The following is a 23,716-nucleotide window of genomic DNA, read 5'->3' as shown; positions in this document are numbered from 1 at the left end:
GATGCCCACCACCCGCCACCGTGACTTGGCTGCCGCCTTCGCGGCTACCGGCCGCAACCACCCCTACCTGGCCTTCACCCTGAACTCGTTGTGCAACCTGGACTGCGTGTTCTGCAAGCCCCGCTGCATGCCGGACTACGGGCACAAAGACCGCCCCCTGACCACCGCCGACTACGCGGCCATCGCCGCCGAAGCCGGGGTTTGGAAGATCCGGAAGGCGCACTGCTCCGGCGGCGAACCGACCCTGCGGGCGGACATCCTCGACGTGATCGAGGGCCTCGCCGACGGCCTCGGGTCCGACGCCGCGATCGGCATGACGAGCCACGGCAACCTACGCCGCGGGCTGAGCGTGGAGAAGCTGCACCGCGCCGGACTGACGTACCTCAACCTCAGCCTCCACAGCCTCGACCCGACGCGATCCGCCACGATCATGGGCGGCGGCGATCCGCGCACGACTATGCGCACCCTCGACGAGGCCCTCTCCCTCGGAATGCGGGTGAAGATCAACTGCGTCCTCCAGCGCACCTACCTGGACGACGCCTTCGCCGTGGCCGAGCTGGCCCGCGACCTACCTGTCGCCGTCCGTCTGATCGAACTCCAGAACATCGGGCCCGCACAGGCGCTGTTCGACACCGAGTTCATCAACGAGGCGGACGTCCGTGATCGTCTCCACGAATGGTTCGCGGGTGCGGGGGAGGTCTCTCGTGAACAGCTCGGGGTCCGTAGCCCCGGGCAGTATCTCCGTCCGGACGGCTGGGCAGGCTCGATCGGCTTCATCTCCAACTCCAGCTGTGCCACGTGCTCCGACGCCAATCGCATCAAGATCACGCCCACCGGTGTGGCCCGCCCTTGCATCCTCCACAACCGTGACATCCCCCTGAAGCCCCACCTCGCCGACAGCACCCTCGGAGATGCCTTCGCCCACCTCTTCCAGGCCATGCTCGACCGCAACACGAACGACGCCTGGCAGGGCTTCCATTACGTCGACTACGACCTTCGCTGGGACCGGATGGAGCGTCCCGAGGGCACCCCGGTCCTGCTGCCTCTGCTCCCCGTCCTCCCCTCGGACGCGGCGCAGCCCTCGTGCACCCGATCCTCCACCGGGGAGCGATGATGGTCGAGGCCGAAGCGCCGCCGCTCTACCCGGGTCTCGGAACGCTGTACGAACACGAGCTGAACGCCCACGGGGTCGGGGCCGTGATGCTCACGCACAAGTGGCAGCCGGCCGATCTGCTGGCTCCCCACTCCGACATCGACGTGCGTGTCCTCCTTCCCGAGGCACCCGCGAACTGGGAGGAGTGGAATCACCGTCTGGCCGCCGCGCACAAGTCCGCGGTCCGCCGGGAGGTCTCCCACGGGCGGCTTCTGGAGCATCCTCCCGGGTTCGCATTCACCGTGCCCGAAGCGGACGGACGGCTCGTCTGCGCACCTGAGCTGGCGACCTGGTCGCTGATCAGCGGTAGCGCCCGGGACTTGCAACGCTGGAGGTCCCGGGCCCAGATGGCCCCCTGGTGCGAGATCGACGAACGCTTCTACCGGGCAATCCTCCAGTCGAGGCTCGGAGGCCGGTACCAGCTCGCGGCAGACAGTACGGACAACGTGGTCGAGGACATCACCGCGTACCGGCGTCACTGCGTGGCCTGGCACTACCTCGCCCCCTGCTGGTTCGCCGCCGCCGCACTCGCGACACGGACGCGCTGCCCCGGCAAGACCGCCGCGCTCACCCAGTGGCGCCCGGACGGGCTGGACGCGTACGCCGAGCTGTTTCTCCGGCACTCCGAAGACGGACCCGACGGGCGACTCCGCAGCCCGCGCCACCTGCTCCGATCGGCACACGTCTCCCTGGAAGCGGCCATGCGCCGCATTCCGCAGGCAAACCACCCTCCTGACCAGGGCAAGGAGTCCGCTGCAACCGACTGGGCAATGACCGCCGGAATGCTCCGCGTACGTGTCGCCCGCTGGCTGTACTACCTCGATCCACCGCCCGGTGTCGCGACCGAGTACCTGATCCGGCGGGAGGCGAAGGAACTCCGTTCCGCCGCACAGACCCTGAACGCGCTCGCGGAGGACGGGGCCACTCCCGCCCAACGCCTGGCCGCCCGAATGGCCGGGCTGATCCCCACCGGACCGACGACCCCCGACACCCTGCGCACCACCCTCGCGCTCTGGCACCGGCAGAAGTCCACGGTGCAGGAATTCCTGAGCCTCCCGCCCAGTGCCATCCACCCCTGACACAAGGAGCCCCGCCATGCCCGCGCGTGCGTCCCAGCCCCGCGCCCTGAAGACGGCGAAGATCAAGATCACGACGAAATGCAACCGTTCCTGCAACTTCTGTATCTTCGCCGACGGCGCCCAAGGCGAGAACATGGCCCCAGAGCTGTTCTCCACCATCCTGACCCGGCTGGAGACCATCCCTTTCCAGCAGTTGCACATCAACGGCGGCGAACCCACCGTGCACCGGGACTTCCCCGCTCTCAGCGAAGCCGCCCGGACACGCCTGCCGGACAAGGTCATGGTTCTGGGCACGAACGCCATCACGCTGGCCCGCAACCTGCGGATCATGGAGGCCACGCTCCGCTCGTACGACCAGATCCTCATCGGCTGCGACGACGAGCACGAGAACTACGCCGAAGTGCACGCCGTCGTGCCCCGTCTCCGCGAAGCCGGCAAGACCGTGGTCGTCAACAGCGTGCTGGAAGGCATCAGTTCCTCCCGTCTCGTGGAGCTCGCGAGGCTGTGCGACACGTACGGCGCAATCCACGTCACCAACCACGTGCACCACGTCGACGTCGGCCAGCCGGCGAACGAGCTGCGCGGCATCTGCGACCGCTACCTCGACCAGCACCTGATGATCGAGATGGACGGCTCCTGCTACCGCTGCTTCAACGCCATGGCGAAGGTCGACAGCGAATTCAGCATCTGGGACGAGGACTTCGCAGCCAAAGTGTTCGCTCCCCGAGGCCATCACTTCCGGTTCTGCCTTCGCTGCCACGAGTACACCGACTCGGGCGCCGCTCTCCTGCCTGCCCGCATTCCGACCGCATGACTCCAGACCGGAGGTACACGACCATGCCCGCAGTCCTCGGGCTGAACTTCCACCACGACACCGCCGCCGCCTTGATCGTCGACGGCCGCCTCTACGCGGCAGAAGAGGAACGCTGGAGCGGCGTCAAGCACAACCACCCCACCCGCAAGGGCACGCTCGCCGCACCGGTCCGTGCCCTTCAGTGGTGTCTGGAGGCCGCCGGCATCGAACCGCAAGACGTCGACGCCGTCTGGACCGCCTCCATGCGTCCCAATCCTGCCGCCGGCTGGTGGCTCACCGAGGAGCGGGACGAACTCGCCGCTCTCTTACCTGCCCCGCTCGGTGACCATCTCCGCCTCCTCTCCCACCACACCGCCCATGTGCTCTCCGGGTACCTGCTCTCCGGACACGACCACGCGGCGGGCCTCGTCATTGACGCCGGCGGCTCCTCCCTCGGCTCCGACTTCGGTCCGGGGCGGGAACGCATCACCGGCTACGACCTGCGGCCGGATCGCATCGACCGCGTCCACCAGAGCATGCCGACCGTGGTTCCCGGCCCTGTCGGACCTCGGCGCGTTCACTCCTCCCTCGGGCACTTCTACCGAAACCTGGCCCGCAGAGTGATCCCGCCGGGCGACGAACCCGAGGGCAGCATGATGGCGCTTGCGGCGTTCGGCGACCCCCAGCGTTACGGGCCGCAGATCCGCGAACTCGTACGGCTCGGCGACGACGGCGAGGTCCGGATCGGCCATCCCTGGGGCTCGGCGGACAGCAGCACACCGCTGCTGCTCCGTGGCGGCGTCTGGACCGCTGACAACGTCGTGGAGCAAGCCGACTCGGATCGGGCCGACCTGGCCGCCGCAGTCCAGGATGTCTTCTCCGAGTCGGTCATCCACATCGCACGCCATCTTCAACGGCTCACAAGAGCCTCGGCGCTGGTGTTCTCGGGTGGGTGCGCCCTGAACTCCCACCTCAACGGCCGGCTGGCCGACGACAGCGGCTTCGGCACCCTCTTCGTGGCGCCGGCACCGCATGACGCGGGCACCGCTGTGGGCGCCGCCTTGTACGGCTGGCACTACCAGCTCGGGCAGGAACGTCTCCGGGTGCCGACCGACGCGGCCTGGGGCCCTAACCCGGGCATTCTGAAAGCGGGTGCGATGCCATCCGGGTACCGCGCTCTGACCGGCCTGGGGGCGGACCTGGCACCGGCGGCGGCAGCTCTGCTCGCTCAGCACCGCATTGTCGGCTGGGTACAGGGACCGCTCGAATTCGGGCCCCGGGCCCTCGGGCACCGCTCGATCCTCGCCCACCCGGGCCACGCCGCCACGCGGGATCGACTCAACGCGATCAAGCAACGAGCTGCGTACCGCCCGTTCGCCCCGGCCGTCCTCGCCGAGCACGCCACGGAGTGGTTCATGTCGGCGGGCGACCCCTTCATGAACCGCGTCGCCCACGTCCGCCGGTGCCGAGCCGACCGCATAGCCGCAGTCACCCACCACGACGGCACCGCGCGCGTCCAATCCGTGGCCACAGATCACCAGGGCCTGCACGAACTCCTCCAACGGTTCCACGAGCACACCGGCCTGCCGCTGCTGTTGAACACCTCCTTCAACCTCAAAGGCACGCCGATCCTGCGATCCACCGAACAGGCCGTACAGGCGGCAGCCGGCCTCGGACTCGACGCACTCGCCGTCGGAGACACCCTCCTGATCGCCGACCACGTCCCCGACCCCCGGGCTCTACCCCAGCCATCCTTACGAGAGGGGTGACGGAAATGGCCGTTGCCAATCTGCCTCACATCCTGACCACACTCGCCACCAGCACATGGGCCGTCGGGGACCGTTCCCGCGCCCGTGTGGCTGCCGGTCTGGCCCTCGCGATCTACGCCGGGCATACCCGAGATCAGGGCACCCCGTACGTCCAGCATCCGCTCGCCGTCGTCACGGTTCTGCGGTCCGAGCTCGGCGTCACACAGCCCGAAACCCTCCTCCTCGGCCTTTTGCACGACGCGCTGGAGGTCGATCCGGGCTCAGAGGCTCTCGTCACCCACCAGCTGGGGGCACCCTTCGCTGAACGCCTACGCGCGATGACGCCCGACCATCGGCTCGAACGCCGGCCCAAGGTTCCGGACGACGAGAACCGATGGCGCGTGAAGACAGCGGCCCTCCCCGCGGAGGAGCTCCTGGTACGGCTGGCCGACCGTATCCACAACCTGCGCGACCTGGCCGCCTCGCCGAACCATGAACGCCGGCGGAAGTTCGTACGGAACCTCACAGACTTCCACCTCCCCCTGGCCGCCGCCGCACGCCGCCTCAGCCCTCACCTGGAAGCCGCGCACACGCTGCTCAACGCCGAGTACATCCACCACCAACAGGAGATACGCCCGTGAGACGGATCGTGTACTCGATGGAGCCGGTTGGTCGGACCGGCGGCCGGGTCTACCTCCGGATGCTTCACGAGGCGACCGCCGGCGATGTTGAGTGGCGCACGGTTCCGGACCACAAGCGCACGTACCGCGTCCGCCGCTGGCGGAAGCTCCGCCACCTCGCCCGACTGGCCCCGACCGTCCGGGCGCTGAGTTCCGCCGCCGCCGGCACCTTCGTGTGGGACGACCTCAGCCTGCTGCTCTTCACACCGGAGATGCGGGCCCGCACGGTGTTCCTCCTGCACCACTACGAGCCGTTGCAGCACGACTCCACCCCTGTGGAGGCCATGCTCTGGGAACGGCTGTTCCGGGTGCTGCCGCAGTGTGCGGCCGTGGTGTGCGTATCCCCGTACTGGGCTGCCTTCCTCCGGTCCCGGGGTGTCCACAACGTACGGGTGATCTACAACGCCTTCGACATGACCGAGATCGAACGGGCACGCGCCCTTGACCGGGCCGAGTGCCGCGCCGAATTCGACCTGGCCGCGGACACGATCGGCGTGTACGCGGGCAAGGCCGTCCACTGGAAGGGCACCGCGGAGGTCGCGGCGGCCCTGGCCGGCGCACCCGGGCTTCAAGTGATCACCAGCGGCAGCAACACCATCGGCTTCGGCGGTGCGCACTACGACGTGGAGCGCGAGCGATATCTGCGGCTGCTGCGGGCATGCGACGTCGGCGTCTTCCTGCCCCGGATGCGGGAGGGCTGGAGCCGCTGCGCAGCCGAGGCACTGCTGCTCGGGCTGCCCTGCCTGATCCGACCGGTCGCGGGTCTCGGCGATCTCGCGGCCCTGACCGGCCAGCCGGCGCCAGACCTCGACCATCTGTCGACGCAGGTCCGGGAACACGCTACAGCGCGTCGAACCGAAGCCAAGGCCGCGTACGAGGCCCTGGACCAGTTCGACCTGCACTACTTCGGAAACGCCTGGGGCGACCTTCTCGCGCAGGTCGCCTGACCGGCGTCGCTTACGCCTGCGCGGCCAGCTTTTCGGCCGCGGCGTCCAGACGGGCCAGCACGCGGTCCCGGCCGAGCAGCTCCATGGACTCGAACAGCGGGAGTCCGATCGTTCGGCCGGTGACCGCGACCCGGATGGGCGCCTGGGCCTTGCCCAGCTTCAGCCCGTGCTTCTCTCCCACGGCGAGCGTGACGGCCTTCAGGCCGTCCGCTTCCCAGTCCGCCACGGTGGCGAACTCGGCGCGGACATCGGCCAGGATGCCGTCGGCGCCCGCCTTCATCGCCTTGTTCCACGACGCCTCGTCCTCGACAGGCGAGTCGAGGAACAGGAAGTCCACGTTGTTGGTGATTTCGGACAGCAGCGCCAGCCGGGTCTGGGCCAGCGGTGCGACCGTCTCGAAGACGGCCTGGTCGAACGCCTCCGGCTGCCACGGCGCGTACGGGGCGACGAGCCACGGCGCACAGGCGGCGGCGAACTGCGCGGGCGCCAGGGCACGGATGTAGTCACCGTTGAACGCCGTCAGCTTCTTCACGTCGAAGAACGCCGGGGCGGTGTTGACGTCCTCGATCCGGAAGAGCTGCTCCAGCTCCTCGTACGGCATGAGCTCCCGGTCACCGCCGGGTCCCCAGCCAAGCAGCATCAGGTAGTTCACCATCGCCTCGGGAAGGAAGCCCTCGGCGAGATAGTCCTCCAGCGCGACCTTGTCCCGGCGCTTGGAGAGCTTCTGCCGCTTTTCGTTCACGATCACGGGAAGGTGCGCCCACACCGGCGGCTGGGCACCGAGCGCCTCCCACAGCAGCTGCTGCTTCGGCGTGTTCGACAGATGCTCCTCGCCGCGGATGACCTGCGTGATGCCCTCGTCCAGGTCATCGACCACGTTCGCGATCAGGAAGACAGGGGACCCGTCACCGCGGGCGATCACGAAGTCCTCGATCGCGCTGTTCGGGAATGCCGGCTCCCCGCGGATCAGGTCGACCACGACGGTCTCGCCCTCATCCGGTGTCTGGAACCGCAGCGCCCGACCCTCCTCGAAGGTCAGCCCCCGGTCCCGGCAGAACCCGTCGTACCCGAGGTGCTCCGACCCTGTGCGCTCCTTCAGCTGCTCCCGGGTGCAGTCGCAGTAATACGCCTTGCCCGCCGCGTACAACTGCTGGGCGGCCTCGCTGTGCCGGGCCGCGTTGTGCGACTGAAAATACGGCCCCTCGAAGGCGGTGTCCTCACCATGGATGCCGATCGCCGCGAGTGCGCTGATGATGCCGTCGATCCACTCCGGCTTGTTCCGGGCCGCGTCGGTGTCCTCGATCCGCAGGACGAACGTGCCGCCGGACTGTCGTGCCACGGCCCAGTTGTAGAGAGCGGACCGCGCACCACCGACATGGAACATGCCGGTCGGAGACGGGGCGAAACGAACGCGAACCGGGGCAGTAGACATGCGCTCCAGGATACCGACGCCTGACGCGCGCCCTGGACCACTCCACCTATCCCCGCGCTGTCGATTTCCGGCCGCCCTCGACTCCTACGCGTACGTCATTTCATCGCTCCCGGTGCCGCCGGTCGCCTTGCCCCGTTCAGCGCGCCGAGCGACAACAGAGATACGTCGTAGCAACACGGCCCAAGGCGAATTTGGTGGAGGCCAAAGGTGTCCTTCCCCGTGGCACACTTCTCAGCCGGCCCACTGAAGTGCTTGGTGGCAACTAAGATCGTCACGTCGAACCTGAAGTTGCACCCAGCAAGTCACGAACCTTCCCGCTGAGAATCTTCCTCTCAGATGCGCACTGCTCGCATTCGATCACCTCGGCCCGCGCATCGGCAAGGGACCCCCAGCGACTCTGCCCCGTTGCCGTAAAAGCCGCCGATTCGCACGCCGCCGCCCTGCGCATTTCGGGACAGTGAAACTTGACTACTAACAACCATCCCTAAGCTGCCGTTGCAGGCCACCCAATAGTGGCATTCCCAGGCACACTCTTCCACTTGATCGCGCAGAGAATGGCGCATTTCCGCCGCAGCCCCTCTGGCGCGCCGGGCTTGCAATCAGCATCTCTATGGCCGGTGGACGGACCGCTCCGTCGTCATGGAAGTGCTTAGAGTCAACGCTCAAATAGGCCGCTGAAGCTTCGCCCAGCTCGCGGCGTGACCATTAATTGGCGACCGCGACTCAAAGCTCAGCCATGCAGGAGCTCGCCATACGCGCCAGCAGGAGGTTACGCAAACCTGGCGAGGGGCCTACTAAGCCTCCAGGGGGCAACTGGCCCGCCTGGACGTCTTCGGACGGACACTAGTTCGTTGGAGGCTCAGCAGGCGAGATCTACAGCAGCGGTAGCGAAGTCGTCATTGCGCTGCCGAGACGCGCCGCTCTTCGCCTGCAGAACTTCAGCATCGAAGAGTCTGGAGGTCAGCGCCTCGGTCAGGGGTGGGGGCACGGCGTTGCCGATAATTACCTGAACCTCGGTGCGAGTCAACTCATAACGAGGCTTGACCCTCTCGTCCACGAACTTGAAGTAGTCCGGAAAGCCCTGGATGCGCGCGGCCTCATGGGCGGTTAGGCATCGAGGGACAGCAGGGTGAACAAAGCGTCCGCGCCCCATCGTCGCAAATCCGCTGGTAATGGTCTGAGACGGACGATCCCACCATAGACGGCCATACATAGAGGTGTAATTGTGCTCGCCGCGGTGGCACTCGGGGCGCTCTCCGTTCGGCAAATTATGCTCATCATTCTCGAAGAGGTACTTCATACGCCGCTGATTGTCCGCGTTGGGTACGGCAGCTTCATCGAAGAATGATTTGGCGGGAACGTCGAGCAGGTCACCGATCGCCCAACGCAGGTCATGCGGTACGGCAATGCGATCCTCGACCTTCAGCAAGTCAGCAGCCGAGAACCCAAAAGGCAGCGCGTCTTCGCGGATGGCCAGTAGTATGTGGCGCTTGCGTGTCTGAGCGACCCCGAGCTTGAGCAGGTCGATACGACCTGTGGCGACATCGTATCCAAGCCTCTTGAGGTGAACGATGGCGCGGGAGACCACCTGCTGCTTGTCGTTGACAACGGCCAGCACGTTCTCAATGACGACTGCGCTAGGGCGCAAAACCTCTGCGGCCCGGGCCATACGCAGGTACAGCCGGTTCTTGGGATCATCGCGGCGGGTGTGGTTGTTGAGGTTGCTGTGCCCCTGACACGGTGGCCCGCCGATCAGGAGCTCTACCTCACCCACCGTGGATAGAGTCTTCTTCTCCTGAGCGGTCAACGAGGCGCCAAGGTCACCATCGAAGAAGGATTCGACGGTCCCCTGTTGGACGTTGGCCTTGGGAAAGTTTGCCTTGAAGACCTTGGTGGGGGCAGCCTCGAAGTCAACCGCGAGACGAACATCGAGCGAGACGTCATGCCTGTGCGCTGCCTGGGCAATACCGAGGGTGAGGCCACCGCAGCCGGCGAAGAGGTCCACGACTCGCAGGGAACCGAAACCCTCCTCAAACTTTGGCCGCCGCTTGGCCCGCAAGGGGTGTCGCTCACCCACGTGTGACCCCCATCTGCACTTGCTCGTAGAACCGGCGGAACGAGCGGTCATCGTACTCGATCAAGGGTGATCACGTGCTGCGGACCGGCACCTACGCATCGGCTGACGTGCCGATCACGTTGGTTCCGCAACCCCTGAACAAGCTCGTCAACGACCATCGCCCTGCGCCCCTGTTGCTCCTGCGGCCTAGGCGAGACCAACGCCTGCACACCTTCACGGGGACCGGAGTCAAGCCAGGAGAATTTTCAAGCCGAGTCACAACATTTGACCTACTGTCAGACCAACTGGCAGCTAAAATTCTGCAGCTCCGAGCTCGCTCGACGAAGGACAGCAGCATGCCGCTAGAGGTCAACAAGCACGTCGACCGGATTCGTCGTTACCAGCCGTTCGACGTCGCCACCTCTGAGATGGTCTATGAGACGCAGGCAGACTGGACACAGCCACAGTTCCCGGTCGTGACACTGGACTACCTGCTGAACGTCATCGAGCGACAGGCCACGAAGACCATCGTTCTCACCGGAGACGCCGGGCATGGCAAGACGAGCCTGTGCGCCAGCCTTCTGGCCAAACTGCGGGCCGGTGACGAGCCGATCACGCCAGATGTCCGGAAGGCGGTCTTCCTCAGCCTGTCCGAGGCAAAAGGCGCGAGCCGCCCTGTCGGCCGGACCCGTAGCGGACGCCCGCTGTACATCCTCAGCGATCTGAGCGAGCTCAGCCCGCAGGCCGGTGCTCACAAGCTCGTGGAGCTTCTCGACCCTCCGGACAAAGGCATCGCGATCATCTGCGCGAACGAGGGCCAACTACGCAAGTGCGTCGCCGAGGATGACAACCTTGGCAAAGCTGGCACGGGACGTGCCAAGGTTCTGGTGCAGACCCTCACGGAGGGCATAGTTCGCGGGCAGGTCAGTGATTCTGATGGTGCAGTGACCGTCATCAACCTCAACTACCAGTCCGTAGCGGCGGACGGTTCCAACGGCGGGCTCATCCCTTGGGTCCTGAAGCAGTGGACAACGACCCAGTCATCGCGGTGGAAGCGGTGCGAAACCTGTGATGCACGCACGGTCTGCCCGATTCTGGCCAACCGCAACGAACTGAGTGATCCCACCCGCGGGCCTCAGCGGCGGGCCGCGATCCGGGACATGTTCGCTGCGGCCGAGCGTACCGGGGCCGTAATCACGACACGTCAGGCACTGTCGGTCACCAGCTACATGCTCACCGGCGGCCTGTCCTGCGATGACGTCCACACCAGGTACCAGCGATCGCATTCGAACCGGCAGTGGCAAGCTCCCCACCTGTACCACCAAGCGCTCTTCGGCGACCGGTTGAGCCAGCAACAGCGTCACCTGGTTCCTGCCTTCTTCGCGCTACGGAAGTTGGACCCGGGCCGGGTCTCCCGTCGCCAGGTCGACGACCGGCTGGACCCAGACACGGCAGGCGACTTCCCTCCCGCGGACGCCAGCAGCTACCTGCAGAAGGTCCGCACGAATCGGGACGCCCAGAAGCAGGCCGAACAGTTGCGGGGCCTGTACACGTTCCTGCGGCGAGCCGACTTCTTCAACAGTGACGACGATACGGACCGTTTCGCCCGCATGGGTCTGCAGGCCGGAGACGACTTTGTGCGTGTCCAGGACAAGAACCGGGACCCGGCAGACACCAGAGTGCGAGACCTATTTCTCAAGGGTCTGGAGGCCGTCCAGGGCATTCACCGGGCAGCGAGCAACCCTGACTTCTTCGTACTTGACCCCGCCTTCTTCACACACCGCGCCCGCGCGGCCGTGGTCTCCCGGCGAGTGCCCAGCAAGGGCGTCGAGGTGGTCGACCAGGTCACCCAGTGGCAAAGGGAAGCCGGCACGAGCACCACCCCTGAGATGCGGAACGCCGTCGAGTGGCTCAACCGGGCCATCTACATCCGTATCCCAGCCGTCGCCCCTGACCAGGACGCAGTCTCGGTGGAAGCGGACCTCCTGCGTTTCGAGTTGTTGACGCGGTGGGCCGCGGGCCTGCGCAGCGAGGTGCAGCACGAGGCAGAGATCCGCGGCCTGAGTGGATCCCTGGCTGAGCTGGCTGACTCGTCGAACAAGGACGACGAGATCCAGGTACTGGTGGGCAACGTCATGCAAAAACTCATGATCGACGTCGGCGACAAGATCAGGTCGGTGCGTGCGTAATGGCTGATCGTTCCAAGGCCGAGGTCGTCCTTCGCCTCTTTGGGGTGAATCTCGAACAGCAGGGCCGCGGTTTCTACATCCCGCTTGAGATGCTCGCGATCGCCCGCGGCGTCTACCTGGCGCATCAGGAAGACCCGGAGCAGTTCGCAGGGCTCCTGGACAACGGAGCCGGCACGGCTTACAAGAGAACCTCGCACGACCTGGCCCGGCGAATCGCGACCAAGGCCCGCATAGTCGAGGGCGATGAAGAACTCGGCAAGGCCGTCGAGCTGGACTCTCCCGAGACGATGGAAACGCTCCACGCCCTGTTCTCCTCCCTGTTGGTTGAGATCCCAGGGCGTCGCAGCCAGCCCAGTTGGTTCGGCGCGCACATCTATCCGTTCGTCGGTGAGCTCATCCACTACGACGCAGTCGAACGACGAGTCAAGCAAATCGATGCCAAGAAGAGCGCTAAGAAGCGCAAGCAGGCCACCAAAGTCGCTGTCGGAATCAACGCTCCTAGTATCGAGCGCTACCTCTTCCGCGATGGAGGGAGTTGGGCCTACAAAGCCCTTCGTGCCGACCTCGATCCTGACCGCAAGGAAGCGACCCGGCAGGGCCTGAGCGACCTCGTGCAGGACAGCGAAACCCCGCTGGGCAATCTCGCCAAGGCCCTCAGCGCGCACGACTTCGACTACGACGAAGCTCCCGTGGAGGGCTCAGACACAGAAATCGAGCTGTATGAGGAGCTCAGCCCGTGGCCTGATCTGCTGAGGGAGGGGACCTGCAACATCGTCACTCGGATCGCTACGGTCCCGAGGGCCAAGCGCACTGAGAGCCTCATGCACTGGGTCCCCTACTGCTTGGCACGCCATCAGCTCCACCTCGCACGCACCAAGCTCGGTGCCACCAACCGCGAGTCGATCCTGTTGGACTTCGGCAACGAGGCAACCCCGCTGCGCAGGGAGTCGCAGAAGAACCTCGCTGGCTTCCGCAACGACATTGTCAAAGCGATCAATGTCCAGGCCCAGGTAATGATCGGCGAAGCCGAAGGCGACGAGGGTAAAAAACGCCGTTACGAGAGATTCTTGAAGGAAGGCGGCACCGCGGTCGCCTCACCCCGAGCGTTCTTCAGCGAGACCCTCGCCGCTGTTGGAGCCTTGAACGCGACAGCCGGGCGACGACACTTCACCATGAAGCCCCCGATGCTCGAGGCTCTGGTCTCTGCCACCGTCGCTCAGGAAGCGGAGATGGAGTTCGACAAGTTCTGCACGCTGTTGTACGAGAGGTATGGGCTTGTGATGGAGGACAAGGTCGCGGCAACGAGCCCGTTGGCCTACGAGGTCGACCCATCGGTCCTTGACCACAATGGCAAGGCGTTCCGGGAGAAACTCGCCGCTATTGGTCTGCTCACTCAATATTCAGATGCAACCAGCATGGTTCGAGGGGAGCCCCGGTGACCGACAGCAGCATCCGAGCGCTCGGTCGGTTCGTCGCCGACGAAGCACTCCGCAAGGTCACTGAGGCCAACGGGGCCCGCGCCGTCCTACGAGTCAGCGGCTTCGACCGACCGACCGTGGCCGAGGCTCTCCGCCGCACTGCCCGGAAGCTGTTGGGATCGCCGGACCGTCAGGTTGTCGTCAAGGTCGGCACCTCAGAGCCAATCGAAGGCGTCCCTGCTGACTACCTGTTGGAACCGCAGGACCAGCTGACCAAGTGGCGAAATTCAGGACAGGGCAGGGCGGTGTTGCTCTTCGAGTGGGGGCAGTCTCCGGACGCACAGGGGCTGGCGGCCATGAACGCCCTGAACGATGCCACGATCCTGGGCAACTACCATGACTCCTCCGGCGAGCGTGGGTTCGACAGATTCATGGCGGAAGCATGGCGGGAAGCTGGGGGTATCGGCACTGTTCCAGCCGCGATGGGCACCGTTTTGCCGGCGATCTGGGGTGCCGTCACGGATGAGGAGCCCCGGTCCTTGCACCGCTGGGCAGCCTTCCTGGTCGACACTGCGCAGAAGGTCGCAGCAACTCAGGTCCGCACCCCTGACGTGGTCTACCCGGAGATCTCTGCTGCCCTGCCGGCTCTTGATCTCTTCCCAGACCGAGGACTCTTCGTCAAGCCCGCCGCGCTGCCCACTCGGATCAAGAAGAACGTCTCGGTAAGTGCCTTCAAGCAGCCCACGGGCAAGGAGATCACCGAGGACGACCTGATAGACCGCATAAGCGCGACCGAGTTCAGTGCGGAGTCCTTGGACCACGTCGGCACGGACTCCGAGACTGCCAAGGAGCTCATGCGCGGCCTCGTACTCAACCTCAATCGCAGTGGCTCCACTCCGCAGGATTCTCGTCAGTTGCGCCGAGAGCAGGACCTGACCCTCTGGCTGGAAGTCTTCGAGCAGAAGTCCAAGAAGATCGGCCTGGGCCAGCAGGTCCGGCAGGAGATCGAGAAGGCCGACGCAGATCGGGTCGACGAGTTCGACGCCATGGTGATCGAAGATGCACTCGACCTCGGAGATCAGGAAGCCGCACAGCGTTTCCTTGACGAGGCTCCTATCGGCGGGGCGGAGCCTCTGGCCGACCTGCTGTCCAAGCGGTCGCGCCGCAAAGTCGAGAAGCTTGCCTTTCCGGACTCTCAGTTCGTCCAGGACCCACTGCGTGCCCTGCTGCGCGAGCTGACCTACTTCTCCGATGAAGAGGAAGGCTCCGTCGTCGTCGGGCTGGAAGGCAACCAGGAAGTTGGGCGGTGGAGCCGTTGGCTCTTTGCTTTCCTGTACGCCAACACCCTGGATGACATCCGGGAATCCACCGGTCTTCGCCTGACTCTGGACGTCAAGAAGTGCCTGTTGGACCTGACCAAGCCGCCCCTCCCGGAGGAGGACGAGCCGTTCGATCCGAACACGGAGTGGGCCCCGCTGCGCATCCTGGTCGAGATGGACGGCGCCCAGCGACGCTTTCGCTGGGACCCTCTTGGCATCCCGGGGCAGATCGCGCTGGCGGCTCTCATACACGGCTGGCAAACTCCCCCTGGCCAGACCGGTAAGTTGACCTTTGACACCTTCCTCGAAAGGTTCAATGACCCCCGGCAGTGGCAGGCCGACGAACCCTTGCCTGTTTCCGAATCGCAGTTTGCCAGTCAGCTGGAGCGCCTCAGGCTGGAGCATTTCAGCCGCTTCTGCGACGGGCTTGACGCCGGGAAGATCAACGATTACGTACGTGAGTGGGAAGGCGTGCTCCGCGAAGCTCGCACCACCCTGGTTCCCGACAACGCTCCGAACGCAGACCTCGAGGCTGTCGTCCTGACCGATGTTGTCGGGCTTGCCGACCACCGCATGATGATGCTGGCCACTCACCCGCTGAAGCTGCGCTGGCTGGCAAAGAACTACGAGGAGGCTGCTGACAGCATCGAGACCGCCCTGAACAAGGAGGGAGGTCTGAGCCTCAACCAGGAAAACGAGGAGCTCTTCTTCGACGCCATTGACCGTATCTCCCCACACGGGACACCTGCTGTCCTCGTCGGCCCCGGCGGCACTATTGCCATTCCGATGCGAGAGTCAGCCGGGCACGAGGAGTACGCACCGGTCCGCTACGGCGGGAACGAGTCCAAGGACTGGCTCTCCAGCGTCGACGAGACCGCGGTCGACGAGATGGTCCGCGTCATCACCGACTACCTGACGACCTACCCCCACAAGCTTGATGGGCTGCGCGTACTGCTTCTGGACCGCAACGGCGACCCTGTCCTACCGATGCGCGTGGCCAAGCAGATGCGGGCCAAGAACCCTCGTCTGAAAGTTGATCTGGTTGTACTGGCTCCGCAGGCCACCCACCACGAGATCATCCAGGGTTTCGACCTGCAGTTCTCCGGTACGGAGATGTCCGACGACAGCTTCCTGCCCGACGTCCAACTGATCCTTCAGGCATGGGAGCCCGACCAGGAAGCAGACCTGTCAGGGCTGGAGGACACCATCGACCTCGCTCTGGCGCCGGCACTGTTCGGCACGCAGACCAGTATGAAGGAGAGCACCAAGAAGGAGTCCCTGTCGGGCTACTTCAACCCCTGGAAGCACCCAGCCTCACACAACCTGGCTCAGACCAGCGAGAACGTCGTGAGAGCGCTGTTGCCTGAGACCGCCGACGAAACTCTTGAGTCCTGGTCGACCTTGTGCGTGCGCTACGACCGCCGTTCCCCGGTCTCCCGGGAGAGCGTCGACGGCATCGACTACTTCGAGATGCAGGTGCAGTTCGACCAGCACCAGAACCTGTTCGAGACCCTGCACCGTGTGGCCCACTGGGTCGTCACTCTCGACAGCTTCATCGGCCGTGAGCAAATCGACGCCCTGCGCAACCGCCCTGACGTCATCCTCGTCAAGCCCAGCGTCGGCAAGAACGAGTCCTACACCCTCATTGTCAGCTCGCAGACCGGTCGGCAGTTCGTCGTTCAGCGACTGTGCCGCCGCCTTGAGCAGATCGGTGTCGTCACCCCACAGGACTCGGAAAGCACCGCTAAACGAATCTACGAGGTCGGCCGCAACGTGGCCCCTGGCGCCGTGCTGCGCTCCCTCGGCATTGGCACTACGGTCAACGAAGTCGTCGGCCTGGTAGCCACGCGGTTTGTCATCGACCAGCAGTTTCCCGTCTCTAGGCAGGGCACGAGCCTGGTCACGTGGATCAGCTTCGACGAGCACCACCGTTGGTTCGGCCGCGGACACAAGACCCGTGCCGACCTCGGCCGGTTTGTGCTGACGGTCCAGGATGACGGCACTGTTCGCCTGGATATCCTGGTCGCCGAGTCCAAGTTCCGCCAGACCTTCGACGTCGGTTCGGCTGAGGAACAGCTCAACCGCACCACTGACCTGTGTAGGGACGCCTTCCGTTCGGACGGCGAAGCTCGCCACGACCGCCCCTTCTGGCTGGACGAGCTTGCTGCCGCGATCGCTCAGACCAGTGGAAAGACCACGCAGGCCGAAGACCTTCCAGCTCGTACCCTGCTCGGTAATGACGACCACCGCCAGGTCGAGGCGAAGGTCCTTGATGCCCTACGCTCCGAGGATGTCCAGCTCGGCCACGTCACTGGCGTTGCCGTGGCTATCTCGGCAGAGGACGATCAGTCGGCACCCGCGGTCGGCAGCCTCGGCAGGCACACCCTAGTGAGGTTGAACAAACGGGAACTGCTGAACCTCATCGGCGCTCTACGCGCCAAGGAGGACCCCACCAACGCCGATCCCCTTGTTGTCTCTGGAGACCTCAGCGGGACCATGAATGCCGCTGACACTGCCGTCGAAACCTCCTCTGTGGGCCTTTCCGCCGAACCGCCCACTCTGGAAGAAACAACGGCATCTGCCGAGGCCGGCGGGGCGGCCGCTCTAACAGCTGCGCCAGGCGCGGTACTTGCGCGTCACCCTGCCGCAGAGGCAGGGCCTGCACCTCTGAAGACTTCCCGCGGTGGGCTCTCCGAGGAGGAGCTGGCGCTTCGATACAACAAGATCGTTGACGTCTTTGCCCGCCACAAGGTCGCGGTCACCGCACCGGAGGTCGGCAAGTGGCAGGAGGGACCCGGCTTCTATATCTTCCGGTTCATCCCCAATCCTGGGGTCACCGTGGACAAGCTGACCAACCGACGCGACGAGATCTTCCTGGCCCTGGCGCTCCCCTCCGGGTTCAGCATTCGTGCCCGCAGCGACCGCGGCTCCGTGCTCTTCGAGATCCCCAAGATCGACGACGAGAAGTACGGGGTCGACGCCAAGGCGCTGTGGCTGCGGTGCCCGGCCAATCCCGAGAGCCTCATCGCCCCGCTGGGCGCCGACATCGAGGGCAACCCGGTCACCATTGACCTCTCCTCCGCAGACTCACCGCACTTGCTGGTGGCCGGCACTACCGGATCAGGAAAGTCCGTCGCGCTGGATACGATCCTCAAGGGCCTGGTCCGGTACGACAAGAGCACCCTGCGACTCCGCCTCGTTGACCCCAAGGGGACCGAGCTTGTCGACTTCGAGGATGACCCGCACCTTGACGGCGTGATCGGTATGGACGCTGCCGACGCCATCGAGATCCTTGAGGAAACCGTCGAAGAGATGGCCGTGCGCTACAAGGACATGAAGGCGATCCGCACACGCAAGCTCGTCGAGTACAACGCCAAGGTCGACAAGGCAGATCGAAAGCCCTGGATCGTCATCGTCCTTGATGAGTACGCCGATCTCACTAGCGATCCCGAAGAGAAGAAGCAGATCGAAGCGCTGCTCAAGCGCCTGACGCAGAAAGCCCGTGCTGCGGGCATCCACGTCATTACAGCCACGCAGCGACCGAGTGCGGACGTCATCTCTACGACCATCCGCTCCAACTTCCCTGCCCAACTCGCCCTGCGCGTCAAGACAGCGACCGACAGCCGCATCATTCTGGACGAGACGGGAGCCGAAGCTCTGGCCGGACAGGGCGACGCCTTTTTGCACACGGCTAAGAGCACCACGCGACTGCAGGTGGCCTATGACGGGAGCTGACCAGGTCTCGCCCTGCTTGATCAACTCCATCTCGCAGAGGCCAAGACGGCCCCCGGTACGAGCTCTTCTCGCTAAACCCTGCGGAGTTCAGCTGACCTCTGCCTCCAGCGACGCGACGGTCAGGAGGTCTTCCTCGGATGCTTCAAGGCTTGGCCTTCCTGTCGCCGTGCTGCCACAGCCTCAATGACAGTGGCAGCACACGCCTCTGGTTCGAGGTGTTCCCAGAAACGGAGCACCAGCCAGCCAGCCTTCGCGAGGCGGTCGTCTGTGTCCCGGTCGCGCTGGATGTTCCGGCCGATCTTTTCTTCCCAGTACGGCTGGTTCGTCTTGGGCATGACGAAGTGCTCCGGGCAGCCGTGCCAGAAACAGCCGTCGATGAAGACTGCGACTTTCACAGGGCGGAAGACCATGTCGGCTGTTCGGCGCATCTTCGGGAGCGGCTTAGCCGCTACCCGGTAGCGCAGTCCAGCAGCGTGGACGAGCGAGCGGAGGAGCAGCTCGGGCGCAGTATCACGACTCCGGTTGCCGACCATGCTCCGCCGGGTCGCGGCCGACGACGCCCACGACCCCTCCGGCGGTGTCCACTGCTCGGCCAGTCCTTCTGGTAGTTTCTGCTCTCCCATATCTCCCACAGCTCAGAGACAGCTTCCTCCGGGGCGTCCCGCCTGCGAAGACCCGTTACTGTCCGTCCAGCTCTACTCTCGGTGCTTCCCTGTGGCGAGGAAGGGCGATCGCAAACCTCGCACCCGCGGACCCCACGCGGCCGCGCACCGACAATCCCCGATCGCTGCAACGGGAGTGGCCTCGCGGCAGCGGGATCTCCACTCACATAGTCCCGTCGTGCAGCAGTGCCTTGAAGACGTCTACCTCTCGCTGCAGCACGATGCGCCCGTCGCCGTCGCTGAACGCCAGGATTCGGCCCCCTGCATCCAGGCCCGCCTCCGCGAGGAGCCCCAGCGGCAGGGACACGCGGCCGTCGTCATCGATCTGCAGTTCTGCTGGTTCGCGTATCACAATCGCAGTCTGCCAGCCTTCATGGTGCGCTGCCCTGACCGTTCCAGCGATCAGCCTTCCAAGAGAGGGCCAGCTCCGCATGGCGTAGCCGAATGCAGAGCTCCTCGCCTCGTTGACCCCCTCGGACACGGCGCGAAACACGGATTCAGCGGCCTTTGGCTGAGGTCCCGCTGGGAGCCAGTGGGGAGCCAGCCTGCTCCCCAAGACCACCCCGCCCCAACGCCCTGAACAGCCAAACAGCAAACCACCCGGTGTCAGTCCCGCCCGGCCCTCATTCGGGACAAAGAGCTCGCGACTGACGAAAATTCCGTCTACCGATACCGAGAGGGCGCCCTGCGGCCTCGCGTGTCTAACTCGTCGGCAGCGATACCTTGCGCCTCCCATCCGCCACCGCGGGAACCACAAGCCCTCCCTGCAGACCCCTCGCAGCAATCACGAACAACTACCTACAGCTGAGTCACTTCACAAGCCTCAGTTCGCCGGTAGGCTGACCTGGAGTGCAGAGAAGAAAGAATCACCTACATCGTTGCAGGTCAGCAGCCCAACGGTTCAAATCGAAGATCATTGCTCGCATTTGACGGAGCACCTGTGTGCCTCCAGCGTCCGCTACACGCCTGGCCTGATTTAAGCGTTTGACCGAGAACACAGCCCTCCGTAGATGCCAGCCGCTTCCATGTGTGCAAAAATCGCACACATGGAAGCGGTGCAGAGTTGGGATGAAGTGGGCGAGCGGATCACTGAGGCACGCCTAGCTACGGGCATGAGCCAGGGCAGCCTGGCCTCCGCGGTAGGGCTCGATCGCACAGCCATGGTGCGCATCGAAGCCGGGGATCGCCGCGTTTCCGCTCTTGAACTTTCTCGTCTGGCCCAAGCGCTGGGTGTCCCTCTAGCGCACTTCCTCTCCCGTCCTCCCGCGCCTCTCGTATCCCGTCGAGTCGCGCTGGAGGACGTGTCGGACGAGGCAACTCGTGCTAGCTACCGGCTTGACGCCTGGCTCGAGCAGCACGCTCGCAATGCTCATTGGCTCATCTCAGAGGGTTTTCTCACGCCCCCACAGTTGAACCCTTCCGTGCAGCGGCCGGAAGACCAGGTCGACCCGGGTGCGCTGGCCGCAGCAGCCCGTAGCGCCCTGGATAGACCATCGGGCCCACTTGGTCCGATGGCGGACGTCGTGGAACAGCTGGGCCTCTTCCTGACGGTCGTAGACGAGCCGGCCGAGGGAGCTTCACTCCTGCAGGACGGATATGGCGTAGCTGTCATTAGTGGAGAAGCGCAGCCCGGAAGGCGGCGGTGGACGGCTGCCCACGAGCTGGGCCATCACCTTCTGCAGGACGAGTACCACAGCGACGCTGGTGTGGCAGCCAGCCGCGATGAGCGTGAGCGACAGATTGACCGGTTCGTCGAGTGCTTCATCCTTCCTGCCCAGGATGTACAGACAGCTTGGCAGGAAGTTACAGAAGCCAAGAAAGCTAGGCCCGCCATGCTTGCGTTGGCAGCCAGCTACAGGGTGTCCTGGAGCGCAGTCGTAAATCGCGTGCGCAACCTGGGGTTGATCGACAGCGGGGAAGCCAGGCGACAGAAGGCGAACTCGCCCACGCGTGGAGATTTTCTAGCCGTACTCGGCGCACAGCCGATCCCTGATCTTGAACCAGGTGCAACCGGCAAAATGTGGCGTAAGGCGGTGCTAAGCGCCTGGGAAACAGGTGCCATCACAGCTCCACGCGCCATCGAGCTTTTGTACGGCGCACTCGCGATAGATGAACTACCCACGCGCATCCTGGAGGAGCCGCTGCCGTGAGTATCGCCTCTGCCGCTGCAAGCCTGCCCGACGCCTTATTTGCCTGGGATGCATCTCCTCTCTTTCACGCAATTAAAGCGGGCAAACTCGATGTCCTCGGCGATGCCGCCCGGACCTGGCAAGGTGCGGAACGGCGGAATGTAACTACGCAGACCGTCGTGGACGAGCTCAGTACGTACGGGCTGAGCCTGGCGAGTGCTGATTGGCTAGAGATCGTGCATGTCGATCACCTGAACGAGCTCACGGCACTCGTGACGTGGATGGATCGGGTCTCGGGCAGCAAGTCGAACGAAGGTGAAGCTACTGTCCTCGCATGGGCCGAGGTCAACGGCGCGATTGCTGTGATCGATGACGGAGACGCTCGGAGAATCGCCCTTAAGAACTCCCTGCCCGTCTGGGGATCCCTGCGCATAATAGCGACCGCCGTCAGCGAGGGGCACACAACGGAATATGTAGGAAGTACCCTAGTCGACGCATTGATCGATACTGGAGCACGATATCCTTGCGCTCGCGGTCAATTCATAAGCTGGGCTAAGCAGAATGGCCTGTTGCAGTAGCAATGCAGAATCACGTTCAGCTCGTCCGCCGGGCAGTGGCGTAAGTAGCCTGACCTGTGATGCATCACGGATCTCGGCCTGACAGGCGGCGCCGTACGTTCGTTATCACCATCCTGCAGGGGCTCACACGTAAGGTGGCCAGCCGCGCGGCAGAAGGCTGGCCAACGGACAGCAGGACCATTTATATCAGGAGCCATCCTGGTCTTTGGCATAGTGGGTGACCGTCCTGCCCACATTGACCACTGCGGTTACAGCTATGCGCGGCTGAGGCCCAGCACTCCTCACTCTCTCTACACCGGCCGAGGACCATCGAGACCAACGCCCCGACTTGCGAAATCGGCCGGTAGCGATCTCGCCCGGACCACATTCGGGGAAGAGGTCGTGCATCCGGCTCCACTGAGAACCGCCAAAGAGCCTGTCGGTTGACACCACGAGGACGATGTCAAGTCCCAAGCAGCCACTAAGACGGCACCTGACCTGGCCTTACAGCTGTTATTGGGCGGGATTTGAACCCACCCCTGACCGAGACGGCCGGACCGGCAGAGCGCCCGCAATCAAGCAGCTGACTCCAGCTCCGGGACGGCCTCCTCCGGGGGGGCGAGGAGTCTGAAGTCGCAGTCCGCCGGACACCGATTCCAAGCGCTGGATCATCAGGCACCGAGAAGCGCGGCCCCAGGTCCAGACACCGATCCTGCGTTCGTTCCGACATAGAAACAGCCGTTCTCGTCCGGGTCACCGGTCCGGGCCGGCATCCGAGTCGGCCGAAGAAGATCCGGGTCGACAGGCTTGCGGCTCTACCGTCCGACCAGAGCGTCACCAGCAAGCCTTCGCACTCCACGGTCAGTGCCTTCTCTCACTCTGAGGCACCCCGTACCTTCGTCGCTGGAGGAGAGCATGATCACTCATCTCGGTCCGCTGGTCATCAATCGCCGAACCGGAGACGAGCCGATACGAGTCGACGGCGAGGCCGTGGCCACCCTCGGTGGCTTCTGGAGCTGGGCATGCTCCGACCTGGCCAACAACACCATGCGCGGTGTCCTGGCTGAGTACCTTGTGGCCACGGCACTCGGCGCTGCCGCCGGCACCCGGACCGCATGGGACACAGTCGACATCCGGACCGCCGAGCAGTGGCGGATCGAGGTGAAGTCGGCGGCCTACTTACAGTCGTGGGCTCAGTCCAAACCATCCGAGATTTCGTTCTCCATCGCGCCAGCCACAGGGTGGGACGCGCAGACCGACGCAACATCGGCCGAAGTACTGCGTCGCTCGGACGTTTACGTGTTCTGCCTGCTGCACCATCAGGACAAGCAGACCCTCGATCCTCTCGGCCTTGGCCAGTGGACCTTCTACGTGCTGTCCACCCGAATTCTGGACGACCGGTGTCCAGATCAGAGGACGATCAGGCTCTCCAGCCTCCGGCGACTGCATCCCGTGCACACTGACTTCTCTGGACTGAGCCAGGCGGTGGCCGCCTGCGCTGACGACTTCAGGCAATACCCCAAAGGTCCGCCCACGACCTCTGCCCTGGGAGCCGCTGGGGAGCCAACCCGCTCGCCAAGCCCCCGCGGCACCACGCGAGACCAATCGGGACCACACCTCTGACCAGGGAAAACGCCATCTACGCAGCTAGGGTCAGGGCTCGACCCTCGTTCGGGACGAAGAGGTCGTGGGTTCAAATCCCGCCACCCCGACAGCTGAAACACCAGGTCAGGGGCCTGATCCACTAAGTGGATCAGGCCCCTGAGTGGTTTCCGGAGATCGTTTGGGAGAGACCCTCGCTCCTGGGGACACCGCCCGT

The 23,716-nt window shown here is 64.7% G+C and carries 16 protein-coding genes; 12 read left to right on the top strand and 4 right to left on the bottom strand.

Annotation, left to right across the window (positions count from 1 at the left end; all coding sequences use genetic code 11):
• The first annotated feature begins 1 nt into the window (after position 1).
• From ACZ6S6_RS31710 to ACZ6S6_RS31685, 6 genes are read left to right on the top strand one after another with little or no spacing between them, the layout of a single operon-like run.
• A complete protein-coding gene (locus ACZ6S6_RS31710; RefSeq protein WP_469708251.1) occupies positions 2 to 1,114 on the top strand; it encodes a radical SAM protein in 1,113 nt (370 codons plus the stop codon).
• Positions 1,114 to 2,232, top strand: coding sequence for a hypothetical protein (locus ACZ6S6_RS31705; protein WP_469708318.1), 1,119 nt, complete (start codon positions 1,114 to 1,116; stop codon positions 2,230 to 2,232). Before ACZ6S6_RS31710 ends, ACZ6S6_RS31705 begins: the two co-directional genes overlap by 1 nt.
• Positions 2,233 to 2,248: 16 nt before the next feature.
• The gene (locus ACZ6S6_RS31700) at positions 2,249 to 3,046 is read left to right on the top strand and encodes a radical SAM protein (RefSeq protein ID WP_469708249.1); all 798 of its coding nucleotides are present in this window, start codon (positions 2,249 to 2,251) and stop codon (positions 3,044 to 3,046) included.
• 23 nt (positions 3,047 to 3,069) lie between these two features.
• On the top strand, positions 3,070 to 4,794 hold the full coding sequence (locus ACZ6S6_RS31695) for a carbamoyltransferase C-terminal domain-containing protein (RefSeq protein WP_469708247.1): 1,725 nt from the start codon (positions 3,070 to 3,072) through the stop codon (positions 4,792 to 4,794).
• A 5-nt stretch (positions 4,795 to 4,799) separates the two neighbouring features.
• A complete protein-coding gene (locus ACZ6S6_RS31690) occupies positions 4,800 to 5,414 on the top strand; it encodes an HD domain-containing protein (RefSeq protein WP_469708246.1) in 615 nt (204 codons plus the stop codon).
• Positions 5,411 to 6,400, top strand: a complete 990-nt coding sequence (locus tag ACZ6S6_RS31685) for a glycosyltransferase (protein WP_469708244.1) — start codon at positions 5,411 to 5,413, stop codon at positions 6,398 to 6,400. The genes ACZ6S6_RS31690 and ACZ6S6_RS31685 overlap by 4 nt, the downstream gene beginning before the upstream one ends.
• A 10-nt stretch (positions 6,401 to 6,410) precedes the next feature.
• Here ACZ6S6_RS31685 and gltX read toward each other — a convergent pair whose 3' ends face one another.
• Both gltX and ACZ6S6_RS31675 read right to left on the bottom strand, forming a co-directional pair.
• Positions 6,411 to 7,784, bottom strand: a complete 1,374-nt coding sequence (gene gltX, locus ACZ6S6_RS31680) for a glutamate--tRNA ligase (RefSeq protein ID WP_469708316.1) — start codon at positions 7,782 to 7,784, stop codon at positions 6,411 to 6,413.
• Positions 7,785 to 8,691: 907 nt separating this feature from the next.
• Positions 8,692 to 9,837: a DNA cytosine methyltransferase gene (locus tag ACZ6S6_RS31675; protein ID WP_306055053.1), complete on the bottom strand. Its 1,146-nt coding sequence runs from the start codon at positions 9,835 to 9,837 to the stop codon at positions 8,692 to 8,694.
• 407 nt (positions 9,838 to 10,244) lie between these two features.
• On the opposite strand from ACZ6S6_RS31675, the gene ACZ6S6_RS31670 reads away from it, so the two are divergent.
• Genes ACZ6S6_RS31670 through ACZ6S6_RS31660 form a run of 3 tightly spaced genes read left to right on the top strand, consistent with a single transcriptional unit; the run spans position 10,245 to position 18,549 of the window.
• Positions 10,245 to 12,077: a hypothetical protein gene (locus tag ACZ6S6_RS31670; protein ID WP_469708241.1), complete on the top strand. Its 1,833-nt coding sequence runs from the start codon at positions 10,245 to 10,247 to the stop codon at positions 12,075 to 12,077.
• Positions 12,077 to 13,516, top strand: a complete 1,440-nt coding sequence (locus ACZ6S6_RS31665; RefSeq protein WP_024490728.1) for a hypothetical protein — start codon at positions 12,077 to 12,079, stop codon at positions 13,514 to 13,516. Before ACZ6S6_RS31670 ends, ACZ6S6_RS31665 begins: the two co-directional genes overlap by 1 nt.
• A complete protein-coding gene (locus tag ACZ6S6_RS31660) occupies positions 13,513 to 18,549 on the top strand; it encodes an FtsK/SpoIIIE domain-containing protein (RefSeq protein WP_469708239.1) in 5,037 nt (1,678 codons plus the stop codon). Before ACZ6S6_RS31665 ends, ACZ6S6_RS31660 begins: the two co-directional genes overlap by 4 nt.
• Positions 18,550 to 18,668: 119 nt before the next feature.
• Here ACZ6S6_RS31660 and ACZ6S6_RS31655 read toward each other — a convergent pair whose 3' ends face one another.
• Positions 18,669 to 19,172, bottom strand: a complete 504-nt coding sequence (locus ACZ6S6_RS31655) for a very short patch repair endonuclease (RefSeq protein WP_469708237.1) — start codon at positions 19,170 to 19,172, stop codon at positions 18,669 to 18,671.
• 202 nt (positions 19,173 to 19,374) lie between these two features.
• Complete coding sequence (locus tag ACZ6S6_RS31650) at positions 19,375 to 19,563, bottom strand: hypothetical protein (protein WP_469708235.1); 189 nt, start codon at positions 19,561 to 19,563, stop codon at positions 19,375 to 19,377.
• 694 nt (positions 19,564 to 20,257) lie between these two features.
• On the opposite strand from ACZ6S6_RS31650, the gene ACZ6S6_RS31645 reads away from it, so the two are divergent.
• The 3 genes from ACZ6S6_RS31645 to ACZ6S6_RS31635 all read left to right on the top strand — a co-directional run bounded on the left by ACZ6S6_RS31645 (position 20,258) and on the right by ACZ6S6_RS31635 (position 23,520).
• Complete coding sequence (locus ACZ6S6_RS31645) at positions 20,258 to 21,361, top strand: helix-turn-helix domain-containing protein (protein ID WP_469708234.1); 1,104 nt, start codon at positions 20,258 to 20,260, stop codon at positions 21,359 to 21,361.
• The gene (locus ACZ6S6_RS31640) at positions 21,358 to 21,918 is read left to right on the top strand and encodes a PIN domain-containing protein (RefSeq protein ID WP_469708233.1); all 561 of its coding nucleotides are present in this window, start codon (positions 21,358 to 21,360) and stop codon (positions 21,916 to 21,918) included. The genes ACZ6S6_RS31645 and ACZ6S6_RS31640 overlap by 4 nt, the downstream gene beginning before the upstream one ends.
• Before the next feature lie 894 nt (positions 21,919 to 22,812).
• On the top strand, positions 22,813 to 23,520 hold the full coding sequence (locus ACZ6S6_RS31635) for a hypothetical protein (RefSeq protein ID WP_469708231.1): 708 nt from the start codon (positions 22,813 to 22,815) through the stop codon (positions 23,518 to 23,520).
• Positions 23,521 to 23,716: the final 196 nt, after the last annotated feature.

This window comes from Streptomyces sp. NPDC048671 (assembly GCF_055587045.1).
The sequence above is the reverse complement of the archived record's forward strand: the minus strand, read 5'-3'. Positions and strand labels throughout refer to the sequence as shown.